This is a genomic window from Ureibacillus sp. FSL K6-3587, assembly GCF_038593165.1.
Lineage (GTDB): Bacteria > Bacillota > Bacilli > Bacillales_A > Planococcaceae > Ureibacillus > Ureibacillus suwonensis.
The window spans coordinates 114,241-140,171 of sequence record NZ_CP151969.1 but is presented as its reverse complement, the minus strand read 5'-3'; the positions used below and the strand labels follow the sequence as shown (position 1 = coordinate 140,171).

Genomic DNA, 25,931 nt, shown 5'->3' with positions numbered 1-25,931 from the left:
GTGGTAACATTCATTGAAAATATCAAAATGTTAAATGAACAGGGAGAACTCGTTGAAACAACGATCACAATCGACAAAGGAAAAATTGCCGCCATCGGTGAAGAAAAACCGTCCGATGCTGAAGTGATCGATGGAAAAGGCAATTTTGTGGCTCCGGGATTTGTCGATGTGCATGTTCATTTGCGGGAACCAGGATTTGAACATAAAGAAACGATTGCAACAGGTACTCGTTCCGCGGCAAGGGGTGGATTTACAACGATCTGTGCGATGCCAAACACTAAACCTGTTCCGGACTCTGTTGAAAACCTTGAATATGTTAAAGGTTTGATTAAAAAAAGCGCTGTCGTTCGTGTCCTGCCTTATGGCTCCCTTACAGTTGCCGAAGCTGGTGAAAAGCGCACGAATATCGCCGAATTGAAAGCCCATGGTGCAGTCGCATTTTCAGATGATGGTGTCGGTGTTCAACTTGCATCGACAATGTACGAGCAAATGCAAGATGCAGCGAAAATCGATGCGGTGGTTGTCGCCCACTGCGAAGACAATTCATTGATCTATGGCGGCGTGATGCACGAAGGAAAACGCAATAAAGAATTGGGACTCCCAGGCATTCCGAGCGTTTGCGAATCGGTGCAAATTGCGCGGGACGTTTTGCTGGCAGAGGCGGCAGGCGCAAGATATCACGTTTGCCACGTTTCCACGAAAGAATCCGTCCGTACGGTAAGAGATGCGAAAAAAGCGGGAATCCGCGTGACTGCGGAAGTTTGTCCACATCACTTGCTTTTGGAAGATATGGATATTCCGAGCGATGATGCAAACTGGAAAATGAATCCGCCATTGCGTTCTTCCGAGGACAAAAAGGCGCTTATCGAAGGATTGCTCGATGGCACAATCGATTGTATTGCCACGGATCATGCGCCGCATACGCAAGAAGAGAAATGCTGCGGCATGGTTGGGGCACCTTTTGGAATTGTTGGCTTTGAAACAGCTTTTCCATTGCTATATACAAAATTTGTGGAACCGGGCATCTTCACACTGAAACAATTGGTGGATTGGATGACGAAAAAACCAGCGGAAATTTTCAATCTGCCATATGGACAAATAGAGGTAGGAGCTTCCGCCGACTTGACAATCATCGATTTAAATAAAGAAAAGACAATTGATGCGAATGAATTCCATTCAAAAGGCCGCAATACGCCATTCAATGGCTGGAAGGCAAAAGGCTGGCCGGTAATGACAATTTTTGAAGGTAATGTGGTTTATAAGGAGGAAGAATGATGAAAAAGCGTCTCTTAATTTTGGAAGATGGGACAGTATTTGAGGGAGAAGCGTTCGGAAGCGAACGTGCAAGCCAAGGGGAAGTTGTATTTACAACAGGGATGACTGGCTATCAGGAAACGCTTACGGACCCTTCCTTTTACGGTCAAATCGTTACGTTCACTTATCCGCTGATCGGCAATTATGGAATCAACAGCGATGATTTTGAAGCCATCGCTCCCGTGATTCGCGGAGTGGTTGTCAGAGAATTGACGAAAATCCCTTCCAATTTCCGCTGTGAAATCACATTGGATGAATATTTAAAAAATCAAGATATTCCAGGAATTGAAGGAATCGATACACGGAAACTGACTCGGATTATCCGTTCAAAAGGTGCGGTACGTGCCATGTTGACGGCAGCGGACGAGGAAGTAAACGTGGAAGAAATCGTGAGACAATTAAATGAAACGCCATATTTGAAAAACCATGTGAAGGAAGTTTCTCCAAAAATGCCATTCCCAAGCCCTGGCAGAGGAAAACGCGTGGTACTCATGGACTTCGGGATGAAAAAGGGCATTTTGCGGGAATTGAATAACCGCCATTGCGATGTGCTCGTCGTTCCATATAACACACCAGCGGAGAAAATTTTAAGCTTCCGTCCTGAAGGGATTTTGCTGTCCAATGGACCGGGGAATCCGGCAGATGTGACTGAAGGCATCGAAACAATCAAACAACTGATCGGAAAAGTTCCGATGTTCGGCATTTGCTTGGGACATCAATTGATTGCGCTGGCTTGCGGTGCGAAAAGCTATAAATTGCCGTTCGGACATCGCGGTGCAAACCATCCGGTAAAAAATCTTCAAACTGGAATCGTCGAAATCACTTCACAAAACCACGGTTATGTAATCGATGAAAATTCATTGGAAGGTACGGATTTGGAAATCACTCATGTGTCATTGAATGATGGAACTATCGAAGGATTGAAACATAAAAAATATCCGGTATTTTCTGTGCAATTCCATCCGGAAGCATCTCCGGGTCCGGAAGATTCAAACTACCTATTCGATGAGTTTATTAAATTAATGGAACAAGCAGGGGAGGAAAAACAACATGCCTAAGCGTAAAGATATCGAAAGCATTTTGGTGATCGGTTCAGGTCCGATTGTGATTGGACAAGCGGCGGAATTTGATTATGCCGGTACACAAGCATGTCTTGCCTTAAAAGAGGAAGGATATAAAGTTATTCTTATAAACTCAAACCCTGCAACTATCATGACAGATACACAAATTGCAGACAAAGTTTACATCGAACCGATTACATTGGAATTCGTTTCACGGATTTTACGAAAAGAACGGCCTGACGCCATCTTGCCAACTCTTGGAGGTCAAACAGGCTTAAACATGGCCATTGAACTTCAAAAATCCGGCATTTTGGATGAATTGGGAATTGAAATTTTGGGAACAAAATTGGAAGCCATCCATAAAGCGGAAGACCGTGAAATGTTCCGCCAATTAATGTATGAATTGGGTGCTCCTGTTCCGGAATCCGACATTGTGCACAGCGTGGAAGAAGCGAAAGCCTTTGTTGAAAAAATCGGTTATCCGGTGATTGTTCGTCCAGCCTTTACTTTAGGTGGTACCGGCGGCGGAATTTGTAATAATGAACAAGAACTGGAAGAAATCGTGTCAAGCGGTTTGAAATACAGCCCTGTAAAACAATGTCTTCTTGAAAAATCCATTGCCGGCTACAAAGAAATCGAATTTGAGGTAATGCGCGACTCCAAAAATAATGCGATTGTTGTATGTAGCATGGAAAACGTGGACCCGGTCGGCATCCATACAGGGGATTCCATCGTCGTTGCGCCTGTCCAAACATTAACGGATCGGGAATATCAAATGCTCCGCGACATTTCATTGGATATTATCCGCGCATTGAAAATCGAAGGCGGCTGTAACGTTCAATTAGCCCTTGATCCAAACAGTTTCAACTATTATGTCATTGAAGTGAATCCGCGGGTTTCCCGTTCATCTGCCTTGGCGTCAAAAGCGACAGGATATCCGATTGCGAAAATTGCTGCAAAAATTGCGGTCGGTTTAACGCTGGACGAAATTAAAAACCCGGTTACAGGCACTACATATGCAGACTTTGAACCTGCCATCGACTATGTAGTGGCAAAAATTCCACGTTGGCCATTCGATAAATTCGAATCAGCCAAACGGAATTTGGGCACTCAAATGAAAGCCACTGGGGAAGTGATGGCTTTAGGACGCACTTTCGAAGAGGCGATCTTGAAAGCGGTGCGCTCCCTTGAAACCGGCCATATTCATATCGATTTGAAACATGCTGAAGAACATGACGACCACTGGGTGGAAAAACGCATCAGAAAAGCAGGGGACGAACGATTATTCTTCATTGCGGAAGCCATGCGCAGAGGCGTTACGCCTGAACAAATCCACGAATGGTCAAAAATTGATCTATTCTTCTTGTACAAATTAAAAAATATCATCGATTTGGAATCTGAATTGAAAGAAAATAAATTGGATTTAGACATTTTAAGAAAAGCGAAACGCATGGGCTTTGCAGACAAAAAAATCGCTGAACTTTGGAATATGGACGCAAGAGAAGTTTATGAATTGCGCAAAGAAAACGGAATTGTTCCTGTTTACAAAATGGTCGACACTTGTGCGGCAGAGTTCGAATCCGCAACCCCTTATTATTACGGCACTTATGAAGAAGAAAACGAATCGATTGTGACTGAAAAACCATCCGTCATCGTGCTTGGATCAGGTCCGATCCGGATCGGACAAGGGATCGAGTTCGACTATGCAACGGTGCACTCCGTATGGGCGATTCAGGAAGCGGGGTATGAAGCGATCATTATCAACTCCAACCCTGAAACGGTTTCAACGGACTTCTCAATTTCGGACAAACTTTACTTCGAGCCGTTAACAATCGAAGACGTGATGAACATCATCGATTTAGAAAAACCGGTTGGCGTAGTCGTTCAATTCGGTGGACAAACAGCCATCAACTTGGCTGACAAATTAGCGGCACACGGTGTGAAAATTTTAGGTACATCTTTGGAAGATATCGACCGTGCAGAAAACCGCGATTTATTTGAACAAGCATTAAAAGAATTGGAAATCCCTCAACCGGAAGGGGACACTGCGGTATCATTGGATGAAGCATTGGCCATTGCGAAAAGAATCGGCTTCCCGGTATTGGTTCGTCCTTCTTACGTACTTGGCGGCCGTGCAATGGAAATCGTTTATAACGAAGACGAATTGAAACATTATATGGAAAATGCGGTGGAAGCTTCACCAGATCATCCGGTGTTGATTGACCGCTACTTGACAGGTAAAGAAGTGGAAGTCGATGCGATTTCAGACGGAGAAAATGTGATCATTCCTGGAATCATGGAACATATTGAACGTGCAGGGGTGCACTCCGGCGACTCCATCTCCGTTTATCCGCCTCAAAGTTTGACAAAAGAACAAATCGACACGATTGTCGATTACACAACGCGTTTGGCAAGAGGATTAAATATTGTTGGATTAATGAACATCCAATATGTCATTTCCGGCGGCAATGTATATGTCATTGAGGTCAACCCTCGTGCATCCAGAACAGTGCCATTCTTAAGTAAAATCACAAACATTCCGATGGCAAACGTCGCAACAAAAGTGATATTAGGTCAATCCATTGTGGATCAAGGATATCAACCAGGCCTTGTGGAAGAGAGAAAAGGCGTCTATGTCAAAGTGCCGGTATTCAGCTTTGCAAAACTTCGCCGTGTAGACATTACCCTTGGCCCTGAAATGAAATCCACTGGGGAAGTAATGGGTAAAGATGAAACATTGGAAAAAGCATTGTACAAAGGCTTGGTTGCTTCCGGCATGAAAATTCAACCATACGGAACAGTGCTCTTTACGGTGGCAGATAAAGATAAGGAAGAAGCGGTGAGCATTGCGAAACGTTTCCAAGCTGTCGGTTACCGCATCATGGCGACAGAAGGAACAGCGAAAAAATTTGAAGAAGCCGGCATCCTCACTGAAGTCGTTGAAAAAATTGGCAGCAAAGGAAAAACGTTGGTGGATGTAATCCAAAACGGAGAAGCGCAAGTGGTCATCAATACATTAACAAAAGGAAAACAACCTGCCCGTGACGGTTTCCGCATTCGTCGGGAAGCGGTAGAAAACGGAATCCCTTGTTTAACGTCTTTGGATACGGCAAATGCGTTAATTAAAGTCATTGAATCCATGACCTTTGCTATTCAAGAAATGCCGAAATCGGAGGTATATTCATGATTCAACAGGAACGGATGACCGTCGTTCGCCAAAGGGAGATTGCGAAAAATATTTTCGAAATGACGCTGCAAGGACAAATTGTTCAGGAGATGACTCCTGGACAATTTGTTCATATACGAGTTTCAAATTTGCTGGATCCTCTGCTCAGACGGCCAATCAGCATCGCAAATATTGATAAAAACGCCAATGAGTTTACAATCATCTATCGCGCACAAGGCAAAGGGACGAATGTGTTATCCCAAAAGCAAATAGGCGATGAAGTGGATGTATTGGGTCCGCTAGGCAACGGTTTTCCGGTAGAAGCGGCCCAGCAAGGTGAAACAGCTTTGCTTGTCGGCGGAGGGATCGGGGTTCCTCCATTGTACGAACTCGCCAAACAGCTAAATGCCCGTGGCGTCCGCACCATCCACGTATTTGGTTTCCAAACGGAAGAGGTTGCCTTTTATGAAGAGGAATTTACCAAATTAGGTGAAACCTATTACGTGACGGACGATGGCTCAAAAGGATTTAAAGGATTTGTAACGGATTTGTTGAATGAACTGAAACCGGATTTTGATGTCTTCTATTCCTGTGGACCGCTTCCAATGTTACGGGCGCTTTCCTCCATGTATGAAGACAAAAAAGGTTATATTTCTTTGGAGGAACGGATGGGTTGCGGCATTGGCGCTTGTTTTGCTTGCGTTTGCAAAACGCAGGAGGGACAGGAAAAAGATTACGTGAAGATTTGTTCGGATGGTCCCGTTTTTGAGAAAGGAGTTGTGAAAATATGAATCGATTGGATATCCAACTCCCAGGATTAGATTTGAAAAATCCGATAATGCCTGCTTCGGGCTGCTTTGGATTCGGCCGTGAATTTGCCGGGTTGTATGATCTTTCCAAGTTGGGCGCCATCATGATTAAAGCGACGACCGTAGAACCGCGCCTTGGAAATCCGACTCCGCGTGTAGCTGAGACTCCTGCAGGGATGTTGAATGCGATCGGGTTGCAAAATCCGGGTCTTGAAAAAGTCATGGCTGAAGAATTGCCTTGGCTCGAGCGATTCGATGTACCGATTATCGCCAATGTGGCAGGGTCAACGACGGAAGATTATGTGGAAGTGGCCCGCCGCATTTCGACTGCACCTAATGTAAAGGCATTGGAATTGAATATTTCTTGCCCGAATGTCAAACAAGGAGGTATTACGTTCGGAACGGATCCGGTGATTGCCCGGGAGCTGGTTGAACAAGTGAAGGCCGTTTCTCAAGTGCCGGTATATGTGAAGTTATCCCCGAATGTAACCAATATCGTTGAAATGGCCCAAGCGGTTGAAATCGGCGGTGCGGATGGCATTACGATGATCAATACATTAGTGGGCATGAGACTTGACGAAAAAACAGGCAAGCCTTTGATTGCCAATGTGACTGGGGGACTTTCCGGTCCAGCGGTCAAACCGATAGCCATTCGAATGGTTTATGAAGTGTATAAAGCGGTGGATATTCCGATCATCGGCATGGGTGGTGTTACAAACGTCCAAGATGTGATCGATTTCATGTCTGCCGGTGCTTCCGCTGTGGCGGTAGGAACAATGAACTTTGTCGATCCATTCATCTGTCCAAAATTAATTGATGAACTTCCGGCGAAATTGGATGAACTTGGAGTGAAACACATTAAAGAAATTATCGGAAGGAGTCACCGCTGATGAATAAACCGATTATTGCTTTAGATTTTCCAAGTGAACAAGAGGTTTTCCAATTTTTGCATCATTTCGATGAAAAATTGTTCGTGAAAGTGGGAATGGAGCTGTTTTATCAAGAAGGTCCCGATATCGTCAAAAAAATTAAGGATTTGGGACATGACATCTTTCTTGATTTAAAACTGCATGATATTCCAAATACGGTGAAATCCGCCATGAAAGGTCTTGCCCGATTAGGGGTGGATTTGGTCAATGTCCATGCTGCTGGCGGCAAAAAAATGATGGAAGCGGCCCTTGAAGGATTGGAGGCAGGCAGTGACGTGAAAAGACCGTTGCTGATTGCGGTCACTCAATTAACTTCGACAACGGAAGAGCAAATGCAGAAGGAGCAAAAAATTCCTTTAACTTTGATGGAATCGGTGTTGCATTATGCACAACTTACAAAAGAAGCAGGTTTGGATGGCGTCGTTTGTTCGGTTCATGAGGCAAAGCAGATTGCGGAGCGTTGCGGGGAAGCATTCCTTCGGGTGACGCCGGGGATTAGACTTTTAGGCGGAGATGCCCACGACCAAAAACGGGTGGCTACACCTGATTATGCGCGGCAAAACGGTTCGTCCTACATTGTGGTTGGACGGGCAGTGACGAAAGCGGAGAATGTAGTGGAAGCATATAAAGAAGTATGTCGACTTTGGGAGGGAAATTAATGGCAATCGAAAAAGATATCGCTCAAATTATGTTAAAAGTCGGGGCTGTCGAATTGAACCCGACGGATTTATTCACATGGGCAAGCGGAATCAAATCCCCGATTTATTGTGATACACGTCTGACAATTTCATATCCGGAAGCAAGAAAACAAATTGCGAACGGATTGGCAGAGAAAATCAAAGAACATTTCCCTGAAACGGAAGTGGTTGCAGGAACAGCCACAGCCGGCATCCCCCATGCGGCATGGGTGAGCGACCTGTTGCAGCTGCCGATGGTGTACGTGCGTTCCAAACCGAAAGATCATGGCCGCGGCAATCAAATCGAAGGAAAAATTGAGCCGGGGCAAAAAGTGGTTGTGGTGGAAGATATCATTTCCACTGGCGGTTCATCCTTGACTGCGGTTGAAGCGCTGAGAGAAGCAGGCTGCGAAGTGGTTGGGGTTGTATGTGTTTATACATACAATTTGCCAAAAGCGGAAGAGACATTTGAAAAAGCCGGCGTGAAATATGTAAGCCTAACAAACTTCGATTATTTGATTGAAGCCGCAAAGGAAACCGGCGCAATCAAATCGGAAGATATCCCGTTCCTTAAAAATTGGCATGAAGATTTGAAAGCGGGCAGATTAAAATAAAAATAAAAAGACTCCTGATTCATCGAAGAAATCAGGAGTCTTTTTGTTATAACAAACCAGGGAAGAGAGATGCTATTCTTTTTGCTTCAGCTTTAATACGACTTCTTCGTCCGGTGTGACGTAGAGGGTTTTTTGTTCAAAATAAATGACAAAGCCGGGTTTTGCACCACTCGGTTTTTTTACATGGCGGATTTGGGTATAGTCCACCGGGACGGAAGAGGAATTTCGTGCTTTGCTAAAATAGGCGCTTAAAATGGCCGCTTCTTTCAAAGTTGTTTCATCCGGCTGATTTGAATGAATGACGACGTGGGAGCCGGGAATGTCTTTCGTATGAAGCCAAATATCGGATTTCTTTGCAAGCTTGAAGGTCAAATAATCGTTTTGTTTATTGTTTTTGCCGACGGAAATCGGAATGCCCGTAGATGAAATGAACTTTTCGGGAGCGGGTTTCACCGGTTTATTTTTTTGCTTTTTATTCCGCTTCTTCAAATAACCCTCTTCGGCAAGTTCTTCCCGTATTTCTTCGATATCCGCCGGGCTTGCCTGGTTGACTTGGTTCAACAGCATTTCAAAGTAATCGATTTCCTTTTTCGTTTTATCAATTTGTTCCTTTACCCGGATAAGGGCATTTTTCGCTTTATTGTATTTCGTATAGTAGCCTTGTGCATTCTCCACAGGCGTTTTTCTTTCATCCAGCGGAATGGTGATTTCATCATTATTGTAATAATTGATGACGGTCACTTCTTTCATGCCTTTTTCAAATTGATATAAATTGGCCATTAAGAGTTCCCCGAACAATTGATATTGATCCAGTTTCGATGCCTGTTCCAGATCGTTATGTAATTTTTCCAGTTTTGTGTTCAGTTTATTGATTTCGTTCTGAATGAAGCGTTCCAAGTCACCCGCTTGCTGTTTCACCCGATCCCTCTCTGCCCGTGCGAAAAATACCCGGTCCAGAAGGGGGCTCAAATCTTCATAATGGGTGATTTTACCCGTCAAATGCGTGATGGTTGTCGGCGAAAAATAAGGTTTTCCATCAGCTTCCAAATAAGTTGGATTCGCGCTTCCCGTCACTTCATTGATAAAGGAGCGGAACACATTGATTGCATCCCCGCTCTTCATTCGATACAACAATTCTTTCGCATGAAAAGGGGAGAATCCGGCAAAATGGGACACCACTTCTTGCGATGTTTTTTCCGTTGAGAAAAACTGCTTAATCTCTTCATCTGAAACGGTTTGCGGATTCACTTTGTGCTGTACCGGCGGATGGACGTATTCAAATCCGGGAAGCACCGTACGGAAACTGTTGACGGAAGGCGGCAAGTGTTTTAATCCATCGATGATTTTATTGGTTTCGCCATCGACTAAGACCAAATTGCTGTGCCTTCCCATGATTTCAATGATCAATTTCCGGTTGACCGGATCGCCGATTTCATTTTTGCTTTCTATGTGAAACGTGATCACCCGTTCAAAACCTTCATTTTCAATTCGTGTAATAATGCCGCCTTCGATATGTTTTCTGAGGAGCATGCAAAACATTGGCGGTTCTTGTGGATTATCAATCGATTCTTTTGTTATGTGAACACGGGCATATGATGGGTGAATGGAAAATAATAATTTCTCATTTTTCCCTTTTGCCCGGATATGGAGCATCACTTCCAATGCATTCGGTTGATGAACTTTTGAAATCCGGCCGGTTTCAAGTCCCTTCAGTTCATTGATCATCGCTACTGTAAATAATCCATCAAATGCCATAATTGTTCCTCTTTTCTTAAAAAATCACTGAGATATTATTTTATTATGTTTCTATATATCTGCATTGATTCTAAAGCAATTCCCAAGATATGAAAAGTTTAATGAGAAAAATTCTTTTGACATTTAACAGCAATTGAATTATCTTATTATTGAACAGCGGTCAATAAATTGATTGCAACGAGAAAGACATGGAGGATTTATTATGGCAAGAGATGCGTCAAAACCTGTTCTTACGCCAAACATGATAATGGATGCAGCAAGAGATTTGTTCGTAAAAAACGGATATCAGCAAGTTTCGATGCGTCAAATTGCAAAAGAACTTGGCTGCTCACACGGAGCTCTGTATTATCATTTTCAAAGTAAAGCGGAATTATTTTATGCATTGGTAAAGGAATATTTTGTTCTATTGGAACAGGAATTGGATCATGTGTTGGAGCAGGACATTGAAAACTCGGAAAAACTTGAGCAATGTATGCTTGGGTACATCAAGTTTGGTTTAAACCATCAGAGCCATTATGAAATTATGTTTATGCTTAAAGATGATGAGGTGCGCAATTTCATCAATGAAGAACCGATAAAGGTATATGACAAGTTTGCCAATGCTTTATACACATTATCGAATCAAAAATTGCAATTAAAGGATATTTGGTCAATTTTTCTTTCCTTGCATGGTTTTGTCAGTCACTATTTATCGCATATTGTTGGTTATGATGAGGTGGAGGGTGCTGCGATTGATCATGTGAAATTTTTGCTTAAGGGAGTGTGTTAATTTTTTTTTTACATATATTTAACCGGTGGTCAATAAAACTTGATGAACCTTTAATTGACCACTGGACAATAAAAAGGAGGAGTTTTTTATGAAAAAAGTATTGGTTCTTGGTGCTTCAGGGAATATGGGTTCTTCACTTGTAAAAGAATTTTCCGATCGGGGAATCGAAGTGAAAGCTTTTGCACGAAATAAGGAGAAATTGCTGAGGCTATTCCACAACGAAGAACGAGTGGAAGTGGTGCAAGGAGACTTATTTAATCAAACCGATTTACTTAAAGCAGCCCAAGATGTGGATTTAATCGTCCATTCAGTGAATATCCCTTATCAAGAATGGAAAAAACTTCCTGTATTAATGGACAATGTCATTCAAACGGTAAAAATGTACAACTTAAAATTGGCTTATGTTGATAATATCTATGCTTATGGTCGAAGCGTCGGCAAAAAAATGACGGAGGATATGCCGAAAAATCCTCATACTAAAAAAGGGAAAATCCGATTGCAATTGGAAAACATGATCAAGAATTCCGAAATTACATATACAATTGCCCATTTCCCGGATTTTTACGGTCCAAATGCGGACAATACCACATTAAATACAACCATCAGTGCCGTTATCAACAATAAAAAGGCCATGTTTTTAGGAAATCCAAAGTTGGCGAGAGAATATATCTATTTGCCTGACGGAGCAAAGGCTTTTGTAAACTTAGTATTGAATGAAAAGGCTTATGGGCAAGAGTGGAATATTCCTTCTTACGGTCCGATTACCGGGGAAGAAATCATTCAAATGATTCGAGAGTTTACGGGATATGATAAAAAAATCTCCATTGTAACGAAACGAATGGTTCAAATGGTGGGATTATTCAACCCGTTTATGCGTGAATTTGCGGAGATTTTTTATTTAATTGAAGAACCTGTTGTGTTAAGCGGTGAAAAATATGAGAGGGGAATCGGTCCTTTGCCGAAAACATCATACTATGATGGACTAAAAGATATTTTTCAAATAAAATAAAAAAGTTGAGTTCATCTTCTAATAATGGATAAATGCGTTATAATTTTCTAATCATGTGTTATAATTGGAGCATAGCTTTATGAAAGGTGTGACTTACCTTGGTGCGTAGTATGACTGGTTTTGGCAGAGGTGTCACAACTACGAATGATTATCAACTGACAGTGGAAATTCGTTCAGTGAATCATCGCTTTTTAGAAATTTATACAAAATTTCCGAAAGAGTGGTTAGAGGCAGAACTGCTTGCAAAAAAAATCATTTCCCAATATGTTAAACGGGGGAAATTTGATTGTTTAGTAAACTTAAAACTTACTGGTGAAGAAGTAAAAGATTTTAAAATTAATTGGTCTCTTATTGAATCCTATAAAAATGCAAAAGATGAACTTCGCCAAGTAATCCCGATAGATGAGCAATATTCCATGCAAGAAGTGCTATCATTGGAAGGTGCACTGTTGTATGAAAAAAAGGAGTTAACACCGGAAGAGATTGCAGCCAGTGTTGAAATTGCTGTCCGCGAAGCGATGGAAAAATTGGTGGAGATGCGGGAACGGGAAGGGCAGGAATTAAAGCAAGTACTGCTTCAATATAACGAAGAGCTCAAAACGCAAGTGAGATTCATCCGGGAACATTCACAAGATGCCGTGAAGAAATACCGCGACAAGTTGACGGAAAGACTTGCGGAAATCGTGAATGTGGAAGATTTGGATGACCGGATTCTTGCGGAAGTTGCCCTTTTTGCCGATCGGATTGATATATCTGAAGAATTGGATCGATTGGAAAGCCACTTCCAACAGTTGGAAGAGACATTGGAAGAACCCCATTCCATCGGGAGAAAATTGGATTTCCTTATGCAAGAAATGCTCAGGGAAATCAATACCATTGGATCGAAAAATCAGTCAGTGAACATTTCACCGGTTGTTGTACAATCGAAAACCATTTTGGAAAAAATGAAGGAGCAGGTTCAAAATATTGAATAAACATGGAAAGGTAGCATTGAGGGAGAGAATGGAAACAATGGAAAAAGAACGCGGATTATTAATTGTTCTTTCCGGTCCATCGGGTGTCGGTAAGGGAACGGTGAGAAAAGAGCTATTTAAACAACCTGACACGAATTATGAATATTCCATCTCCATCACCACTCGACCGCCTCGCGAAGGGGAAGTGGATGGAGTCGATTATTTTTTTAAAACGAGAGAGGAATTTGAACGAATGATCGAGGAAGAGAAATTATTGGAATATGCCGAGTTTGTAGGCAATTACTACGGCACTCCCCTCGATTACGTCAATGAAACATTGGATGCCGGCCGCGACGTCTTTTTGGAAATCGAAGTGCAGGGAGCGGCCCAAATTCGGGAAAAAGTGCCTGAAGCTCTTTTCATCTTTTTAGCACCTCCGAGTTTATCGGAGTTGGAAAGACGATTAATAGAACGCGGTACCGAGTCGGAAGAAATCATTAAAAAGAGAATCGAAACAGCCAAAGAAGAACTTGAAATGATGAAGTTGTATGATTATGTTGTAGAAAATGATGAAATCCAAAAAGCATGTGAGAAAATAAATGCGATCATCACAGCGGAACATTGCCGCCGTGAACGGGTCGAAAAAAGATATTTATCCATGTTGAAAGGAGAATAAGATATGCTTTATCCATCGATCGATTTGCTTAAAGAAAAAGTGGATTCCAAATACTCATTGGTCAGTCTTGCCGCAAAACGTGCCCGTCAAATCCAGGAAACGGGAATTTTGAAGCTAAGCGAATATAAATCGTTGAAACCGGTTGGCATGGCATTGGAAGAAGTGGCTGCCGGTGTGTTGCAAATGGAAATGCCGGATAAAAATAAAGTTTATTCTGATGAACAATAGCTGAAAAAAGAAAATGACTGAAACGACGAACAGCTCCCGGAGAAACATTCTTTGGGAGCTTATCCTTTGAAAGGGTGAAACTTTGATGAGCCGGAACATTTTACTTGGAGTATCAGGCGGTATCGCAGTATACAAAGCGGTTGCACTAGTCAGCAAATTGACTCAGGCGGGGTTTAACGTAAAAGTGATCATGACCGAATCGGCAATGAAATTTGTTACCCCGCTTTCGTTTCAAGTGATGTCCAAAAATGATGTATATATCGATACATTTGATGAAAAAGACCCGAGTGCCATTGCCCATATTGATTTGGCGGATTGGGCGGATTTGATCATTGTGGCCCCGGCCACAGCAAATATAATCGGGAAGCTCGCAAACGGAATCGCGGATGATATGTTGACGACGACCCTGCTTGCAGCCACATGTCCTGTTTGGATCGCTCCCGCAATGAACGTTCATATGTATGACCATCCTGCAGTGAAACGCAATATTGCACAGCTCATAGAAGACGGTTATGGCTTTATAGAACCCTCTGAAGGGTACCTGGCATGCGGATACGTCGGGAAGGGACGGTTGGAAGAGCCTGAGAAAATAACGGAATTGGTTGTCCGTTATTTTGAAAGCGAAGGGAACAAATGAAGATTGCAGAAGTGATTGTTGATGTATCCGCATATCCGGTCGACCGCCCATTTGATTATTCCATTCCGGAAACAATGGAGGAACTTATTGAGTGCGGCTGCCGGGTGAAAGTACCTTTTGGAAACCGTGACATTCTAGGTTTTGTTGTGGCAATAAAAAATGAAACGGAAGTGCCCCCCGATAAATTAAAGCCCATCTCTGTTTTGCTTGATATCGAGCCGGTGTTGACGGGCGAAATGCTGGAACTGGCGAAATGGATGAAACGGGAAACCATTTCCTATGAAATCGATTGTTTACAAGCCATGCTTCCATCGGCGTTGAGGGCAAAATACGAAAAAATGGTCATTTTGGAGACGGATGTAAAGAATTTGGAAGAACCGTTGCAACCGTTTTTCCAACATGCGACGAAAGTGGATTATAAAGAGTTTGAGAAAGATGGATTGCTCATCCCGCTGAAAAAAGCGTTAAAAATGCATTTGCTCTCAATCGAAAATGTCGTGAAACAAAAAGGGAAGATCAAAGAAGTCCGCAAAGTGAAGATTGCAGCGGACCAAAATCTTCTTCAAATGATTTATGAGGGACTTTCAAATCGTGCAAAAAAACAAAAGCAGCTTGTTTTATGGATGCAAGAACATGTGGGAGAAATCATGGAGCCGGAAGTGATTCATGAAGAAACAACATGTTCTCCCCAAGTGCTGCAAGCCGTTATTGAACTGGGAGCTGCAGAATACATTTTTGAGGAAGTGTATCGGAATCCATTTAAAAAAGATGTGGAGAAAACGGATTTTTTAACATTGACAGCGGAACAGGAAACGGCTTTAAAGGACATTTTGGATGCAATGGACAAAGGTTCTCCGGAAACCTTTTTATTGCATGGAGTGACAGGAAGCGGAAAAACGGAAGTGTATCTTCAAGCCATTCAACATTGCATCCAACAAGGAAAGGAAGCCATTGTCCTTGTACCGGAGATTTCCCTTACGCCTCAAATTACCAACCGGTTCCGCTCAAGGTTCGGGGAGCAGGTTGCGGTCATGCATAGCGGTCTTTCCGTCGGCGAGAAGTACGATGAGTGGCGGAAAGTTCACCAACAAAAAGTAAAAGTGGTGGTCGGAGCCCGGTCCGCTGTCTTTGCGCCCTTTGAAAATGTCGGGCTGATCATTCTCGATGAAGAACATGAATCGTCTTACAAGCAGGAAGATTCGCCAAGATACCATGCCAGGGATGTGGCCATTTGGAGAGGCAAATTTCATCAATGCCCGGTCATTTTGGGCAGTGCCACGCCGAGTTTGGAATCCTATGCAAGGGCAAGGAAGAATGTCTATAAACTATTGACGTTAAAAGAGCGGGCTTTGAAGCAGCCGTTGCCATCCGTGGAAATCGTCGATATGCGGGAGGAATTGAAAAAGGGCAACCGCTCCATGTTTTCAGAGAAATTGGCTGACTCCATCCGCGACCGTTTGAAAAAGAAGGAACAAATTGTGCTGTTTTTAAATCGCAGGGGTTACTCCTCCTTTGTGTTGTGCCGGGATTGCGGAACGGTGATGCAATGTGAAAATTGCGATATTTCTTTGACGTATCACCGTTATAACGAGAAATTGAAATGCCACTATTGCGGTTATGAACAGCCTGTTCCAACCAATTGCCCCGAGTGCGGAAGTGAGCATATCCGATACTTTGGCACCGGTACTCAGAAAGTGGAGGAAGAATTGACAAAACTTTTTCCTGAAGCGCGCGTATTGCGGATGGATGTGGATACGACCAAACGGAAAGGCGCCCACGAAGCGATTTTGGAAGATTTCGGGGCCGGCAAAGCGGATATTTTACTTGGAACGCAAATGATTGCCAAAGGGTTGGATTTTCCGAACATCACCCTGGTAGGAGTCTTAAGTGCGGATACTTCCCTGCATTTGCCGGATTTTCGGGCAGCTGAACGGACTTTCCAGCTTCTGACCCAGGTGAGCGGCCGTGCAGGAAGAGCGGAAAAGCCTGGAGAGGTGATCATCCAATCCTATACGCCGGAACATTATGCAATTCAATTTGCGAAAGAACAACAATATGAACCTTTTTATAAAAAGGAAATGATGATGCGTCATGAAGCGGCCTATCCGCCATATTATTATATCGCCCTCATCCAAGTGTCCCATGAAGATGTTATGATGTCGGCGGAATACGCAAAAAGATGCGCCGACTATCTGCGGTCCAGTCTTTCTTTTGACGCTTCCATCATCGGTCCGACAACAGCCGGCATCGTCCGTCTGCAAAATAGATATCGCTATCAATGTCTGATAAAATACAAAATAGAGCCGAATTTAATTCCAACATTTTTACAATTAATGAAAATATATCGAACGGAATGGATCAAAAAAGGGATTGTTTTAACAATCGATTTGAATCCGACGATGATATAGATGGAAAGAGGTTACCCATGATCAGAGAAATCGTGAAACATCCAGCAAAAATATTGACGCAAGTCTGCGAAGAAGTGACAGAAATCAATGAGGAAATCATCACCTTATTGGATGACATGTACGAAACGATGGTTGAATATGACGGCATGGGCATTGCCGCTCCCCAAGTGAATGTCCCGCTTCGCATCGCCCTCGTCGAGTTGGGGGAAGAACGGACATTGATTGAAATGATCAACCCGACGGTCATTGAAACATCCGGTTCATCTGTGGACATTGAAGGGTGCTTAAGCTTTCCGGGGCTTTATGGGGAAGTGGAGAGACCTTCATACGTGAAAATTGAAGCCCATGACCGATACGGGCAAGTGTATCAGCTGGAAGCGATGGATTATGACGCCCGCTGCATTTTACACGAAATCGACCATTTGGATGGGATATTATTTGATTCGAAAATTACCCGGATCTATACGGAAGAAGAATTGGAAGAAATGTTTGAGGAGGAGGAAGAATAATTTATGACAAAAATCGTGTTTATGGGAACACCGGATTTTTCCGTGCCAATTTTGCGTATGCTACATGAAGAAGGATACGAAATTGCTGCAGTTGTTACCCAGCCGGACCGGCCTGTCGGAAGAAAGCGGGTACTCACTCCTCCTCCGGTAAAAGAAGAAGCCGTCCGTTTAGGCTTAAAAGTTCTTCAACCTGAAAAATTGAGGGGTTCTGAAGAATTGGAAGAAATTTTGCGCATCAATCCGGATTTAATTATTACCGCCGCCTTTGGACAAATCTTGCCAAAGGAATTATTGGAGGCTCCAAAACTGGGATGCATCAATGTGCATGCTTCACTGCTTCCGAAATACCGGGGCGGTGCGCCAATCCATCAAGCGGTCATCGATGGGGAAGAAAAAACAGGCGTAACGATCATGTATATGGCAGAAAAATTGGATGCGGGAGACATCATCTCCCAAAGGGAAATTCCAATTGAAGAAACGGACCATACAGGGATCCTGTTTGAAAAGTTAAGTTTATTGGGAAGAGATTTGTTGAAGGATACCCTTCCCGACATCATTGCCGGCACAAATGACCGCATCCCGCAAGATGAAAGCAAAGCGACTTTTGCTCACAATATTACGAGGGAACAAGAGCGGATCAATTGGTCAAAGAGTGCGCGGGAAATTTATAATCAAGTGCGCGGCCTTCATCCATGGCCTGTGGCATATACAACTTTTCACGGGGAAAACGTGAAAATCTGGTGGGCCAAAGTGGGCGACTCAAAAGCGGAAGGTCAACCAGGGGAAGTTGTCAAAATCGGAAAAGATCACTTCGAAGTGGCTACCGGAGAAGGAACCCTCGCAATTCTCGAATTACAACCTGCAGGTAAAAAGCGCATGTCAGCGGAAGATTATTTACGTGGCGTGGGTTCAAAATTGCAGATTGGAGATTTATTTGAATGAGGAAAAAGAAGAACAGTTTCATTTGGAATGGCAATGTCAGAGATGCAGCGCTCAGCATTTTGCTTTCAGTCGATCAGAATCAGGCATATTCCAACCTTTTATTGAATCAAACAATCAATAAATATCAGATCGAAGCGAAAAACAGGGCTTTGCTCACGGAATTGACTTATGGAACGCTGCAATATAAATATACATTGGATTATTATTTGGAGCCCTTTATTCGCGGAAAAATCGATCCATGGGTCCGATGGCTGCTAAGATTATCCGTTTATCAAATCGTTTACTTGTCCAAGATCCCTGAACATGCCATTGTCAACGAAGCCGTGGAAATTGCGAAAAGAAGGGGACATAAAGGGATCGCTTCGATGGTGAATGGTATTTTACGATCCATTCTGAGAATGGGGATCCCTTCCCTTGATAAGATCAAAGACCCGATTGACCGTATCGCGATTGAAACGAGCCATCCACGATGGATTGTGGAAATGTTTGCCGAAATGTACGGACTGGAAACAACGATGGACATGCTAAAAGCTAATAATCTCCCACCAAAACAAACCGTTCGGGTCAATACATTGAAGGCTACGGTGGAAGATGCGATCCAACTGTTGGCTGATGAAGACGTACAAGCTGTTCAAAGCAAAGTGATTCCACAATGCTTATATCTTTTAAGCGGACAAGCTGCGAGAACGGAGGCGTTCAAAAACGGCATCATTACGATTCAAGATGAAAGCTCCATGATGCCCTCCATCGCATTAAATCCGAAGCCGGGAGACAGAGTGCTGGACCTGTGTGCCGCTCCAGGAGGAAAAACGACACATTTGGCGGAAATCATGAAAAACGAAGGATCGATTCTCGCGACAGACATTCATCCCCATAAATTGGATTTGATTGGAGAAAATTGCGCGCGGCTTGGAATCACGATTGTTGACACTGCACCGATCGATGGAAGGAAAGCCGCGGAACTGTTGCAGCCCGAATCCTTCGATGCCATCCTTGTCGATGCGCCTTGCTCCGGATTGGGTGTAATCCGACGGAAGCCGGATATTAAATATACGAAAAGGGAAGAGGATTTCGACCGCTTGCATGAAATCCAAACGGAACTGCTTAATAACGCTGTCGCTTTGTTAAAGCCGGGCGGTAGACTGGTATACAGCACATGCACTGTCAATAAAAAAGAAAATGAAGAAACCGTTGAAGCCTTATTGGCGTCACACCCTGAGATGAAACTTGCACCGATTCAACATTTGCCGGTTTCATTGCTGGAAAAACAGCGGAACGGAATGCTTCAAGTGTTTCCCCAAGACTTTGGAAGCGACGGTTTCTTTGTTGCCCTATTCGAAAAAGCTGAATAAAAGGAGAATCCTAATCAAGAATGGATAACAATATTTTCAATGAACGTATTAATGAGTTGGTTGAGCAGGCGGAAACACCACAGAAACGAAAGAAAAAAGAAAAGCCCGATTTGAAAGAGTCCATTTATTCATTCACATTGGATGAATTGAAAGAGTGGCTGACGGATCAAGGAGAAAAACCGTTCCGTGCCGCCCAAATTTATGATTGGCTTTATAATAAGCGGGTAAAAACGTTCGATGATATGACGAATTTGCCAAAACCGCTGAGGGAAAAATTACAAGAACAATTTGCCATGACAACCCTTTCAACAATTGTAAAGCAGGAATCAAAGGATGGAACGATTAAATTCCTGTTTCAATTGCAAGACGGCTACTCCATCGAAACCGTATTGATGCGTCATGATTATGGAAATTCCGTCTGTGTGACGACGCAGGTCGGTTGCCGTATCGGCTGTACCTTCTGCGCCTCTACATTGGGCGGATTAAAAAGACATTTGCTTCCGGGAGAAATCGTGGAGCAAGTGGTCAAAGTGCAGCAGGCTTTGGATGAAGCGGATGAAAGGGTGTCCCATGTAGTCGTGATGGGAATCGGTGAACCATTCGACAATTATGATGCATTGATGAAATTTTTGAATGTCATCAATCACGAGAAGGGTTTAAACATTGGAGCGCGTCATATCACCGTTTCTACCTCAGGTATAATACCAAAAATTTACCAGTTTGCCGATGAGGAACTGCAAATTAATTTCGCATTGTCCCTTCACGCGCCAAATCAGGAACTTCGGGAACGGTTAATGCCGATTGCCCGGGCTTACAAATTGGACAAATTGATGGAGGCCATCCGATATTATACGGAGAAAACCGGACGCCGCGTCACATTCGAATATGGACTGTTCGGTGGTGTCAACGATACAATCGAGCACGCGGAAGAATTGGCGAAACTCATCAAAGGCATTAAATGCCACGTCAATTTGATTCCGGTCAACTATGTGCCGGAGCGGAATTATGTACGCACTCCGAGAAATCAGATCTTTGCCTTTGAGAAGGCCTTGAAAAAGAATGGCATCAATGTAACGATCCGGAGGGAACACGGTTCGGATATTGATGCAGCGTGTGGACAATTACGGGCGAAAGAGAGAGTTCACGAGACGAGGTGACCATTGTGAAATTTACTGTGGAAAGTGATGTTGGGCGAAAAAGAGTCGTCAATGAAGACAGGGCAGCTTTTCTGGAGCGCCCGGATTCATTGAAACTTGCGCTGCTCGCCGATGGAATGGGCGGTCATAACGCGGGTGACGTGGCAAGTGAAATGGCCATCCAGGAAATGACCAATTATTTTTTGCAAGTGGAGTTTCAAAATGCAAGTGTGGAAGAAAAGCGGAAATGGATGGAAGAATCCATTGCCAATATCAACAAAAAAATTTACGACTATTCGTTGGAAAATGAAAAATGCAGAGGCATGGGGACGACCTTTATTGCTGTGTTGATCGACAAAAACCACTGCCTGATCGGCCATATTGGCGATAGCCGGGTTTATCATTTCACTTCCAACAGCGTGGATCTGATTACGAGGGACCATTCATATGTCAATATTTTGGTGGACAGCGGTGAAATCAGTGAAGAAGAAGCCCAAAATCATCCTCAGAAAAATTTTATTGTAAAAGCTTTGGGGACGGAGCCAACAATTGAACCGGATTTTTACGAATTGACCTTAAAAGAATATTCCTATTTGCTCATTTGTTCAGACGGTTTGAGCAATAAAATATCAACGGATGAAATGGCGGCCATTATCACTTATCCAATGCCGATTTCCGAAAAAGGGCGGAAACTTGTCCAATTGGCCAATGACAGCGGAGGGGAAGACAATATCTCCCTTATCTTGCTGATGATGACGGAAGAGGAGGTGTAAAGTGTGCTTGAAGGAAAACGCATAAATGATCGCTATAAGGTAATCAAACTTATCGGCGGCGGTGGCATGAGCAATGTATATTTAGCTCACGACATGATTTTAAATCGGGATGTGGCAATCAAAGTATTGCGCTATGATTCGGCAAATGAAGAAGAAAGCATGCGCCGTTTTCATCGGGAGGCTTTATCTGCAACAAGTTTGACCCATCCGAATATTGTCAGCATTTATGACGTAGGCGAAGACGGGGATATGCACTATATTGTCATGGAGTATGTAAAAGGGAAAACGCTGAAGCAGTACATAAAAGAAAATGCTCCTCTTTCCCCTGCCAGAAGCGTCCAAATTATGAAGCAACTGGCGAGCGCAATCAGCCACGCCCATGAGAATCAAATCATACACCGTGACATCAAACCTCAGAATATCTTAATGGACGAAAACGGAAATGTGAAGATAACGGATTTTGGCATTGCGACCTCCCTTGCCGCGACCAGTTATACAAAAACAAATTCGGTGATGGGAACAGTCCATTATTTATCGCCGGAACAAGCACGCGGAGGCGTTGCGACGAAAAAATCCGATATTTATGCTCTAGGAATTGTTTTGTATGAGCTATTGACCGGAGAGGTGCCTTTTTCGGGGGAATCTCCAGTATCGATCGCCTTGAAGCACCTGCAGGCAGAGACACCTTCCGTCCGGGATTTTGACGCGTCGATTCCACAAAGTTTGGAAAATGTCATCTTGAAGGCGACAGCGAAAAATCCGGATCACCGTTATGCTTCTGTGGAAGAAATGGCGGCGGATTTGGAAACTGTATTGTCTCCCAGCAGGCGGAACGAACCGAAATTCCGTCCACCGATAGATAATGAAGAAACGAAAGCCATTCCGATTATCAAGGAGTCTATGCCAATCGATGATATGGCTAAAACGAAAGAAATAAAGCCTGCCCTTTCTGAAAAAAATAAAATAACGAATAATGGGAAAGAAAAGGAAAATACGAAAAAACAAAAGGTCAAACAAAAGAAAAATAGAAAAAAACTGTGGACAATCATTGGAGGAGCAGCTCTTCTTCTAATTATCCTGTTCATTGTTTTGATTAACTTGATTCTTCCGGATAAGGTGGAAATACCGGATGTTTCGAATATGGAAGTGGAAGAAGCCACTGACGTATTAGAGAAAGCGGGATTTGAAATCGGTGAAATACGAGAAAAGAATTCCGATGAAGTGGAAGAAGGGTTGGTCATCGAAACGGACCCGAAAGCCGGATTGACAAGGGCGAAAGGCTCGAAAATCGACTTGATCGTATCGGTTGGCGATGAAGAGGTCGAAATGCAAGACTATGTCGGAAAACAATTGGATCAGGTGCTTTCCATTATTCGTGATAAATTCAAAGATGTAAATGTGGTCGAGGAATATTCCAATCAATCGGAAGGAACAATCATCAGCCAAGACCCTTCACCGGGCGAGGCGGTGGTTCCGGAAGATACGGTTATCACATTGACGGTGAGCAAAGGAAAACAAATCGGCACGGTGGCGGATTTGACTGGCTATAATCAGTCAGCCATGAGGGAATATGAGAAAAGTTCAGGCTATAAAATTAAAATTGTCGAAGAAGTCCATTCCGACAATATACCGGCTGGCAGCGTCGTTTCCCAGGATCCAAAGCCGAATACAAAATTGGAAATTGGGGAAACGATTAACGTTACCATTTCAAAAGGACCTAAACAAAAACTTGAAAAAGTCTATGTAAAAGATGTGGTGATCCCATATGATCATGCATTGACGGGACAACCGCAGAAAGTGAGAATTTTCATTCAGGATAAATCCAACAATATGTTGAAGCCTTATGATGAATTTACGATTACGGAAGATACGACATATCGTATTCAATTGGTGATTGAAGAAGGTTCTACAGCAGCATACCGAATCGAAAAAGATTCAATGGTTATTGAAGAAAAAACAATTCCATACGAGTGAGCAGATGAAGGAGGAATGGGATGCCTAATGGGCAAATTCGAAAGGCTTTAAGCGGATACTACTATGTATATGACGAAGGACAATTATTGCAATGCCGTGGACGAGGGGTTTTCCGGAAACGGGGGGAACAACCTCTCGTCGGCGACTTTGTCGAATACGCAAAAGAAAAAGAAGGTTCCGATGGGGTGATCACCAAAATCTTTCCCCGGAAGAATGCATTGATTCGGCCGCCAATTGCCAATGTGGATCAGGCATTGCTCGTTTTTTCCGTGAAAGAGCCGGATTTCAATCTGATTTTATTGGATCGGTTTTTGGTCGTATTGGAGTCCCATCAAGTGACGCCAATCATCTGCTTGACCAAAATGGATCTGCTTTTGGAAAATGAAAAAGAAGAAATCCAACAATATATAAAAATCTATCAAGAAATCGGGTATGAAGTGATAGATACTTATAAACACGATCCTAAGTTGCTTGAGAAACTTGAACCCTTTTTGGAAGGAAAAACAACGGTGTTGGCAGGGCAATCCGGTGTCGGAAAATCCACATTATTAAACACCTTGATTCCGGAGTTAAATTTAAAAACAGGGGAAATCTCCCAAACTTTGGGAAGAGGCAAACATACGACACGACATGTGGAATTGATTGAAGTGGCCGGTGGACTTGTGGCAGATACACCTGGATTCAGTTCATTCGACTTTGATCATATCGAAAAAGAAGACTTGCCAAGTTGTTTTCCTGAGTTCGAGAGAAAAAAAGATGAGTGTAAATTCCGTGGATGTCTCCATTTAAAAGAACCGAAATGTGCCATAAAAGAAGGTGTGGAGTCCGGAGAGATCCAGGAATTCCGCTATGAGCATTATTTACAATTTTTACAAGAAATCATTGATCGAAAGCCGAGGTATTAGACATGATTAAAATTGCACCATCAATCTTATCAGCGGATTTTGCGAAATTGGGCGAAGAAGTAAAAGAAGTGGAAGAAGCGGGAGCTGACCTGATTCATATTGATGTGATGGATGGCCATTTCGTTCCAAACATTACAATGGGCCCGATTGTCGTACAGGCGTTGAGACCTTTGACCACATTGCCATTGGATGTGCATTTGATGATCGAAAATCCCGATCAATATATTGAAGCCTTCGCGAAAGCGGGAGCGGACTGGATTTCTGTGCATGTGGAAGCTTGTCCTCATTTGCACCGCACCATTCAATTAATCCGTTCTTTTGGTGTAAAACCGGGGGTTGTACTAAATCCCCACACGCCGATTGAAATGATCCAACATGTGTTGGGCGATGTGGATTTCGTCTTGTTGATGACGGTCAACCCTGGTTTTGGGGGACAAAAGTTTATCGAAAGCGTTGTGCCAAAAATTGAAGCTCTTTCCAACATGATAAAAGAAAAAGGGTTAAATGTGGAAATCGAAGTGGATGGGGGCATTACGGCAGAAACAATCGTGCCTTGTGCAAAAGCGGGGGCAACGATTTTCGTGGCCGGTTCAGCGATCTATAATCAAAAAGACCGGAAAGCCGCTTTGCAAGCAATAAAAACGAGTGGTGAGGCTGCAATTTGAACATGAGGAAAGTATTGATTTGCGCAGGCGGTCCAAAGTATGAATTATGCTCCTTTGACAGATTCAGAAATGACCATGATATCTATTATATCGGAGCGGATCGCGGCGCTCTCTATCTACTTGAAGAGGGAATCGTTCCCGATGAAGTGATCGGGGATTTTGACTCGTTGACAGAACAGGAATGGGAGAAGATTTGCAGGGAAGTAAAAAAAATCGAAAAACATCGCGCGGAAAAAGATGAAACCGACACGGATCTGGCGCTTGCCAAAGCCATCTCTTACAATCCAAATGAAATATTCATTACGGGGGTAACCGGCGGACGTCTGGACCACTTTGCAGCGGCCGTACGCTCCCTTTATCATATGAAATCACATTATCCGCACATCGAACATAAAATTATTAATAGACATAATGAAATCAGCATCCTGTTGCCGGGAAAGCATACGATCGTCAGAGATGAAAAGTACCGTTATCTTTCATTCTTCTCTTTTCAGCAAGCGGTGGAAAATGTGACATTGCGCGGCGTCAAGTATGAGACGACAAGCGAAAGAATCGAAGTGGGGTCGAGCCGGTTCACCAGCAATGAGCTAGTGGATGAGCAAGGTTATATCTCCTTTTCTTCAGGCATATGTTTAATGATAAGAAGCAGTGACTTATAAGGAGGTTTGAT

The 25,931-nt window shown here is 43.2% G+C and carries 23 protein-coding genes and 1 pseudogene; 23 read left to right on the top strand and 1 reads right to left on the bottom strand.

Annotation, left to right across the window (positions count from 1 at the left end; all coding sequences use genetic code 11):
* The 7 genes from NSS77_RS00695 to pyrE are packed head-to-tail and all read left to right on the top strand — an operon-like array spanning nt 1 to nt 8,570.
* The gene (locus NSS77_RS00695; protein ID WP_342469933.1) at nt 1-1,275 is read left to right on the top strand and encodes a dihydroorotase; all 1,275 of its coding nucleotides are present in this window, start codon (nt 1-3) and stop codon (nt 1,273-1,275) included.
* Entirely contained in the window at nt 1,275-2,372 is a 1,098-nt protein-coding gene (locus tag NSS77_RS00690; protein WP_342469932.1) for a carbamoyl phosphate synthase small subunit, read from the top strand. Before NSS77_RS00695 ends, NSS77_RS00690 begins: the two co-directional genes overlap by 1 nt.
* A complete protein-coding gene (carB, locus tag NSS77_RS00685; RefSeq protein WP_342469931.1) occupies nt 2,365-5,562 on the top strand; it encodes a carbamoyl-phosphate synthase large subunit in 3,198 nt (1,065 codons plus the stop codon). The genes NSS77_RS00690 and carB overlap by 8 nt, the downstream gene beginning before the upstream one ends.
* A complete protein-coding gene (locus NSS77_RS00680) occupies nt 5,559-6,332 on the top strand; it encodes a dihydroorotate dehydrogenase electron transfer subunit (protein WP_342469930.1) in 774 nt (257 codons plus the stop codon). Before carB ends, NSS77_RS00680 begins: the two co-directional genes overlap by 4 nt.
* Nucleotides 6,329-7,240 (top strand): dihydroorotate dehydrogenase, encoded by a 912-nt coding sequence (locus NSS77_RS00675; RefSeq protein ID WP_342469929.1) that lies wholly within the window; start codon nt 6,329-6,331, stop codon nt 7,238-7,240. Before NSS77_RS00680 ends, NSS77_RS00675 begins: the two co-directional genes overlap by 4 nt.
* Nucleotides 7,237-7,938 (top strand): orotidine-5'-phosphate decarboxylase, encoded by a 702-nt coding sequence (gene pyrF / locus NSS77_RS00670; protein WP_342471324.1) that lies wholly within the window; start codon nt 7,237-7,239, stop codon nt 7,936-7,938. The genes NSS77_RS00675 and pyrF overlap by 4 nt, the downstream gene beginning before the upstream one ends.
* Nucleotides 7,938-8,570, top strand: coding sequence for an orotate phosphoribosyltransferase (pyrE, locus tag NSS77_RS00665; RefSeq protein WP_342469928.1), 633 nt, complete (start codon nt 7,938-7,940; stop codon nt 8,568-8,570). The genes pyrF and pyrE overlap by 1 nt, the downstream gene beginning before the upstream one ends.
* A gap of 72 nt (nt 8,571-8,642) precedes the next feature.
* On the opposite strand, the gene NSS77_RS00660 is transcribed toward pyrE, so the two are convergent.
* Nucleotides 8,643-10,325 (bottom strand): NFACT RNA binding domain-containing protein, encoded by a 1,683-nt coding sequence (locus NSS77_RS00660; RefSeq protein WP_342469927.1) that lies wholly within the window; start codon nt 10,323-10,325, stop codon nt 8,643-8,645.
* 202 nt (nt 10,326-10,527) lie between these two features.
* Between NSS77_RS00660 and NSS77_RS00655 the strand changes: the two genes are divergently transcribed.
* The 16 genes and pseudogenes from NSS77_RS00655 (at nt 10,528) to NSS77_RS00580 (ending at nt 25,920) form a co-directional block, all read left to right on the top strand.
* The gene (locus NSS77_RS00655) at nt 10,528-11,094 is read left to right on the top strand and encodes a TetR/AcrR family transcriptional regulator (RefSeq protein WP_342469926.1); all 567 of its coding nucleotides are present in this window, start codon (nt 10,528-10,530) and stop codon (nt 11,092-11,094) included.
* An 88-nt stretch (nt 11,095-11,182) separates the two neighbouring features.
* A complete protein-coding gene (locus tag NSS77_RS00650; RefSeq protein ID WP_342469925.1) occupies nt 11,183-12,103 on the top strand; it encodes an NAD(P)H-binding protein in 921 nt (306 codons plus the stop codon).
* Nucleotides 12,104-12,201: 98 nt separating this feature from the next.
* Nucleotides 12,202-13,077 (top strand): YicC/YloC family endoribonuclease, encoded by an 876-nt coding sequence (locus tag NSS77_RS00645; protein ID WP_342469924.1) that lies wholly within the window; start codon nt 12,202-12,204, stop codon nt 13,075-13,077.
* 37 nt (nt 13,078-13,114) lie between these two features.
* Entirely contained in the window at nt 13,115-13,732 is a 618-nt protein-coding gene (gmk, locus tag NSS77_RS00640; RefSeq protein WP_342471323.1) for a guanylate kinase, read from the top strand.
* A gap of 3 nt (nt 13,733-13,735) precedes the next feature.
* Nucleotides 13,736-13,960 (top strand): DNA-directed RNA polymerase subunit omega, encoded by a 225-nt coding sequence (gene rpoZ, locus NSS77_RS00635; RefSeq protein ID WP_342469923.1) that lies wholly within the window; start codon nt 13,736-13,738, stop codon nt 13,958-13,960.
* Nucleotides 13,961-14,045: 85 nt separating this feature from the next.
* Nucleotides 14,046-14,564: pseudogene (coaBC, locus tag NSS77_RS00630) on the top strand (bifunctional phosphopantothenoylcysteine decarboxylase/phosphopantothenate--cysteine ligase CoaBC); the annotation flags it as partial.
* A gap of 29 nt (nt 14,565-14,593) precedes the next feature.
* A complete protein-coding gene (gene priA, locus NSS77_RS00625; RefSeq protein WP_342469922.1) occupies nt 14,594-17,005 on the top strand; it encodes a primosomal protein N' in 2,412 nt (803 codons plus the stop codon).
* Between the two features lie 17 nt (nt 17,006-17,022).
* Nucleotides 17,023-17,514: a peptide deformylase gene (gene def / locus NSS77_RS00620; RefSeq protein ID WP_342469921.1), complete on the top strand. Its 492-nt coding sequence runs from the start codon at nt 17,023-17,025 to the stop codon at nt 17,512-17,514.
* Nucleotides 17,515-17,517: 3 nt separating this feature from the next.
* Entirely contained in the window at nt 17,518-18,456 is a 939-nt protein-coding gene (fmt, locus tag NSS77_RS00615) for a methionyl-tRNA formyltransferase (RefSeq protein ID WP_342469920.1), read from the top strand.
* Entirely contained in the window at nt 18,453-19,808 is a 1,356-nt protein-coding gene (gene rsmB / locus NSS77_RS00610; protein ID WP_342469919.1) for a 16S rRNA (cytosine(967)-C(5))-methyltransferase RsmB, read from the top strand. The genes fmt and rsmB overlap by 4 nt, the downstream gene beginning before the upstream one ends.
* Before the next feature lie 20 nt (nt 19,809-19,828).
* On the top strand, nt 19,829-20,965 hold the full coding sequence (gene rlmN / locus NSS77_RS00605; RefSeq protein WP_342469918.1) for a 23S rRNA (adenine(2503)-C(2))-methyltransferase RlmN: 1,137 nt from the start codon (nt 19,829-19,831) through the stop codon (nt 20,963-20,965).
* A 5-nt stretch (nt 20,966-20,970) separates the two neighbouring features.
* On the top strand, nt 20,971-21,717 hold the full coding sequence (locus NSS77_RS00600) for a Stp1/IreP family PP2C-type Ser/Thr phosphatase (RefSeq protein WP_342469917.1): 747 nt from the start codon (nt 20,971-20,973) through the stop codon (nt 21,715-21,717).
* Between the two features lie 3 nt (nt 21,718-21,720).
* A complete protein-coding gene (gene pknB, locus NSS77_RS00595) occupies nt 21,721-23,691 on the top strand; it encodes a Stk1 family PASTA domain-containing Ser/Thr kinase (RefSeq protein ID WP_342469916.1) in 1,971 nt (656 codons plus the stop codon).
* A 20-nt stretch (nt 23,692-23,711) separates the two neighbouring features.
* Entirely contained in the window at nt 23,712-24,596 is an 885-nt protein-coding gene (gene rsgA, locus NSS77_RS00590; RefSeq protein ID WP_342469915.1) for a ribosome small subunit-dependent GTPase A, read from the top strand.
* A gap of 2 nt (nt 24,597-24,598) precedes the next feature.
* On the top strand, nt 24,599-25,261 hold the full coding sequence (gene rpe / locus NSS77_RS00585; protein ID WP_342469914.1) for a ribulose-phosphate 3-epimerase: 663 nt from the start codon (nt 24,599-24,601) through the stop codon (nt 25,259-25,261).
* Between the two features lie 2 nt (nt 25,262-25,263).
* On the top strand, nt 25,264-25,920 hold the full coding sequence (locus NSS77_RS00580; RefSeq protein ID WP_342469912.1) for a thiamine diphosphokinase: 657 nt from the start codon (nt 25,264-25,266) through the stop codon (nt 25,918-25,920).
* The last annotated feature ends 11 nt before the right edge of the window (nt 25,921-25,931 follow it).

Excerpts from the sequence above, each read along its gene's own strand:
- rsmB (WP_342469919.1), top strand. The coding sequence starts at position 18,453 with ATGAGGAAAAAGAAGAACAGTTTCATTTGGAATGGCAATGTCAGAGAT.
- NSS77_RS00580 (WP_342469912.1), top strand. The coding sequence starts at position 25,264 with ATGAGGAAAGTATTGATTTGCGCAGGCGGTCCAAAGTATGAATTATGC.
- NSS77_RS00675 (WP_342469929.1), top strand. The coding sequence starts at position 6,329 with ATGAATCGATTGGATATCCAACTCCCAGGATTAGATTTGAAAAATCCG.
- NSS77_RS00660 (WP_342469927.1), bottom strand. The coding sequence starts at position 10,325 with ATGGCATTTGATGGATTATTTACAGTAGCGATGATCAATGAACTGAAG.
- rsgA (WP_342469915.1), top strand. The coding sequence starts at position 23,712 with ATGCCTAATGGGCAAATTCGAAAGGCTTTAAGCGGATACTACTATGTA.
- NSS77_RS00680 (WP_342469930.1), top strand. The coding sequence starts at position 5,559 with ATGATTCAACAGGAACGGATGACCGTCGTTCGCCAAAGGGAGATTGCG.
- priA (WP_342469922.1), top strand. The coding sequence starts at position 14,594 with ATGAAGATTGCAGAAGTGATTGTTGATGTATCCGCATATCCGGTCGAC.
- rpoZ (WP_342469923.1), top strand. The coding sequence starts at position 13,736 with ATGCTTTATCCATCGATCGATTTGCTTAAAGAAAAAGTGGATTCCAAA.
- carB (WP_342469931.1), top strand. The coding sequence starts at position 2,365 with ATGCCTAAGCGTAAAGATATCGAAAGCATTTTGGTGATCGGTTCAGGT.
- rlmN (WP_342469918.1), top strand. The coding sequence starts at position 19,829 with ATGGATAACAATATTTTCAATGAACGTATTAATGAGTTGGTTGAGCAG.
- pyrE (WP_342469928.1), top strand. The coding sequence starts at position 7,938 with ATGGCAATCGAAAAAGATATCGCTCAAATTATGTTAAAAGTCGGGGCT.
- NSS77_RS00650 (WP_342469925.1), top strand. The coding sequence starts at position 11,183 with ATGAAAAAAGTATTGGTTCTTGGTGCTTCAGGGAATATGGGTTCTTCA.
- fmt (WP_342469920.1), top strand. The coding sequence starts at position 17,518 with ATGACAAAAATCGTGTTTATGGGAACACCGGATTTTTCCGTGCCAATT.
- gmk (WP_342471323.1), top strand. The coding sequence starts at position 13,115 with ATGGAAAAAGAACGCGGATTATTAATTGTTCTTTCCGGTCCATCGGGT.
- NSS77_RS00655 (WP_342469926.1), top strand. The coding sequence starts at position 10,528 with ATGGCAAGAGATGCGTCAAAACCTGTTCTTACGCCAAACATGATAATG.
- def (WP_342469921.1), top strand. The coding sequence starts at position 17,023 with ATGATCAGAGAAATCGTGAAACATCCAGCAAAAATATTGACGCAAGTC.
- rpe (WP_342469914.1), top strand. The coding sequence starts at position 24,599 with ATGATTAAAATTGCACCATCAATCTTATCAGCGGATTTTGCGAAATTG.
- NSS77_RS00690 (WP_342469932.1), top strand. The coding sequence starts at position 1,275 with ATGAAAAAGCGTCTCTTAATTTTGGAAGATGGGACAGTATTTGAGGGA.